Raw genomic sequence first — 3,400 nt, forward strand, 5'->3', positions numbered from 1 at the left:
CGGGTCTTGGCCGGGATGCCGAGCTTGAACAGCTCACGTTCGGTGTCCATCATGAAGGCGAGCACCCGGTCGGGAATCGCTCCGAAGTAGTGGTCGTCGAATTCCTGACCCTTCGGCGGCTTCGCGCCGAACAGGGTGCGACCGGAGTTGATCAGGTCGGGTCGGGCGAGGAAGAAGTGCCGGTCGATCAGGAAGTACTCCTGCTCGGGGCCGCAGAACGACACGACGTGGTCGAAGTTCTTGTGCCCGAAGAGCGTCAAGATGCGCTCGGCCTGCGCGCCCATGGCCTGCTGGCTGCGCAGCAGCGGGGTCTTGTAATCGAGTGCCTCACCGGTCATCGAGACGAACACCGTCGGGATGCACAGCGTGCTGCCGTTCGGGTTCTCCAAGATGTAGGCCGGGCTGGTGACGTCCCAGCCGGTGTAGCCGCGCGCCTCGAACGTGCTGCGCAGGCCGCCGGACGGGAAGCTCGACGCGTCGGGCTCGCCCTGGATCAGGGTCTTGCCCGCGAACTCGGCCAGCGTCTGGCCGTCGGAGACCGGCTCGAGGAAGCTGTCGTGCTTCTCGGCGGTCAGTCCGGTCATCGGGTAGAAGACGTGGGCGTAGTGGGTCGCACCCTTGGAGAGCGCCCAGTCCTTCATGACGGAGGCGACGGAGTCGGCCACTGCCGGGTCCAGCTTGGCGCCCTTCTCGATGGTGGCGACGACGGACTTGTACACCGACTTGGGCAGGCGCAGGCGCATCTCGGCCAGCGTGAAGACGTTGGCGCCGAAGATCTCACCGGGCTCCTCGGTGGGGTCGAAGCTGATCGCTGGAGGTACATAGCCCTCGACACTCTTGATCGCCTGCAGACGGACCGCATTTCCGCTCAATTGACTTCCTATCACCGCGTGAGTCCGCAACTGATTCGCGGACTAGACCGGCCCACACTAGGAACGTCACGTTCCGGGACTGTTACGCGCGCGTCAACGACAGAATGCGGGTAGTCAGTAAACATGAAGGCCGTTGCTATGCCGCTCCTCGTCACGGCAACCCTCGTCATCGCGGCATGTGGCGGCACACCGCCAGCGCAGGCTCCGGGCCCGTCAGCAACGTCCAGCTCGGCGGCCGCCACACCCACCACCACCGGCCTGCTACCGACGGGCGTGCCGACCGAGGGCACCCGACCTCCCGCCGACGCACTTCCGCCACCCGCCGAGCCGCAGCAAGCGCCCGCGCCGAGCCGCACACCGCCCGGCCGGCTCTTGCCGGTCGGCGACGCGCCAGAGGGAGTGGTCGTCGACGCCGTCACGCGGACCGTTGCCGTCGCCAAGCGGCATCCGAACGAATTGGTCCTCATCAACGCCGACACCGACGAGATCGTCAACCGCGTGGCGCTGCCCGGCGCCGTCCGGCACCTCCAACTGGCCAAACCCGGGGGACCCGTACTCGTCCCCGTCGAGAGCGCCAACGCCTTGGTGCGGGTCGACCTGCCCGGGGGGAACGCCCAACCGCAGATCATCACCGGCACGGTCCCCCACGATGCGTCCGAGGCACCCGACGGGACGGTGTTCGTGGCCAACGAGCACGGCGGGACGACGACGGTGATCCGCGGCGACGACATCGTGAAGGTCTTCACCGACAGCGTGCAGCCCGCAGGCCTGGCGTCCGTCGGCTCGTCGATGGGCCTTCTCGACGTGCGCAAGAACGATCTGACGATCTACGACACCGACGCGCTCGTCATCGTGGGCTCCACACCCGCCGGCGACGGTCCCACCCACTTGGTGGCCGACAAGCACGGCCGACTGATCGCCGCCGACACCCGAGGCGACGCAGTGCGGGTCTTCGACACCGTCCCCAAGCAGATCGGTGAAGTCGCGCAGCCCGGCGGGCCGTACGGCATCACTTACGACACCGTGCGTGACCGGCTGTGGGTGGCGTCGTCGGGCACCAATGAAGTGATCGGATACGACATGGCCGACGCCACGCCACGGGAGGTGCAGCGCCTCCCGACGGTGCAGAACCCGTACACCCTCGGCGTCGACTCGACGACCGGCAAGCTGTTCGTCGCGGGCGTGTCCGGCGGGGTGGTTCAGATCATCGAGACCACCCCCAACTAGTGGCTCGACTGTGAATCTGACGACGCGTATCCCGAGAAAGGCGTCGTCATTTTCACACTCGCCGGGATTAAGCAGTCGAATAGCGGGATAGATTGAAGGCATGGGAATTCGGCGTCGAATGACTGGGCGCGATGTCACCCACGACATCGCCGTGAAGTACGACGAACACGCGGTCGTCACCTCGGGTGCCGAGCACGAAGCGGCCGGGGTTCGCGCGGTGATGGTCTCCATGCAGCGCGGCTTGACGTCCATGGGTCCGCTCCGGACGGCCGCCGCCCTCGTCCGGCTCAATCAGCGCAAGGGCTTCGACTGCCCCGGCTGCGCATGGCCGGAGGAGCACGGCGGCCGCAAGTTCGCCGAATTCTGTGAGAACGGCGCCAAGGCAGTGGCCGAGGAGGCGACCAAACGCGTCGTCACCCCCGAGTTCTTCGCGCGGCACTCGCTCGCCGATCTCAACGATCGTCCCGAGTACTGGATGAGCCAGCAGGGTCGGCTGACCCATCCGATGGTGCTCCGTCCCGGCGACGACCACTATCGGCCGATCAGCTGGGACCACGCCTACCACGTGATCGCCCAGCACCTCAACGCGCTCGACAGTCCCGACGAGGCCGTCTTCTACACGTCCGGGCGGACCAGCAACGAGGCTGCCTTCCTCTACCAACTGCTGGTCCGCAGCTTCGGCACCAACAACCTGCCGGACTGCTCGAACATGTGCCACGAGTCCTCCGGCGCCTCGCTGGTCGAATCGATCGGCATCGGCAAGGGCTCGGTCACCGTCGAAGACCTTGAGGACGCCGACGTCATCGTCATCGCCGGGCAGAACCCGGGAACGAACCACCCAAGAATGCTGTCGGTACTCGAAAAGGCCAAGGAAAAGGGCGCCAAGATCATCGCGATCAACCCGCTGCCCGAGGCCGGTCTGATGCGGTTCAAGGATCCGCAGAAGGTACACGGCGTGATCGGGCACGGGATCGGCATCGCCGACGAGTTCGTCCAGATCCGGCTCGGCGGGGACATGGCCTTGTTCGCCGGGTTGGGCCGGCTTCTCCTCGAAGCCGACGACAAGGCCCCCGGCACCGTCGTGGACCGCGACTTCATCGCCGAGCACTGCTTCAACTACGAGGCCTACGAAGCCCAGACCCGTGAGGTCGACCTCGACCTGGTGCTCGAGGCCACGGGCATCGACCGCGCTCAGCTGGAACGGCTCGCGCAGATGCTGATCTCGTCCGAGCGCACGGTCGCGTGCTGGGCGATGGGCCTGACCCAGCACCGGCATGCCGTCCCGATGATCTCCGAGCTCA

The 3,400-nt window shown here is 66.5% G+C and carries 3 protein-coding genes; 2 read left to right on the forward strand and 1 reads right to left on the reverse strand.

Annotated features, from left to right (window positions below; genetic code table 11):
• The coding region (locus ABW137_RS37425) for a glutamine synthetase III domain-containing protein (protein ID WP_526408316.1) at positions 1-872 on the reverse strand (872 nt) is incomplete at its 3' end.
• Between the two features lie 123 nt (positions 873-995).
• Between ABW137_RS37425 and ABW137_RS37430 the strand changes: the two genes are divergently transcribed.
• Positions 996-2,099 (forward strand): NHL repeat-containing protein, encoded by a 1,104-nt coding sequence (locus ABW137_RS37430; protein ID WP_526408318.1) that lies wholly within the window; start codon positions 996-998, stop codon positions 2,097-2,099.
• 118 nt (positions 2,100-2,217) lie between these two features.
• Positions 2,218-3,400, forward strand: a 1,183-nt coding sequence (locus ABW137_RS37435; protein WP_526408320.1) for a molybdopterin-dependent oxidoreductase, incomplete at its 3' end; no start/stop codon positions are given.

This window comes from Mycobacterium sp., assembly GCF_040509115.1.
In the GTDB taxonomy this organism is placed as follows: Bacteria; Actinomycetota; Actinomycetes; order Mycobacteriales; family Mycobacteriaceae; genus Mycobacterium.

Bases quoted from the DNA above. Each gene is read 5' to 3' on its own strand.
- ABW137_RS37430 (WP_526408318.1), top strand. From the start codon at position 996: ATGAAGGCCGTTGCTATGCCGCTCCTCGTCACGGCAACCCTCGTCATC.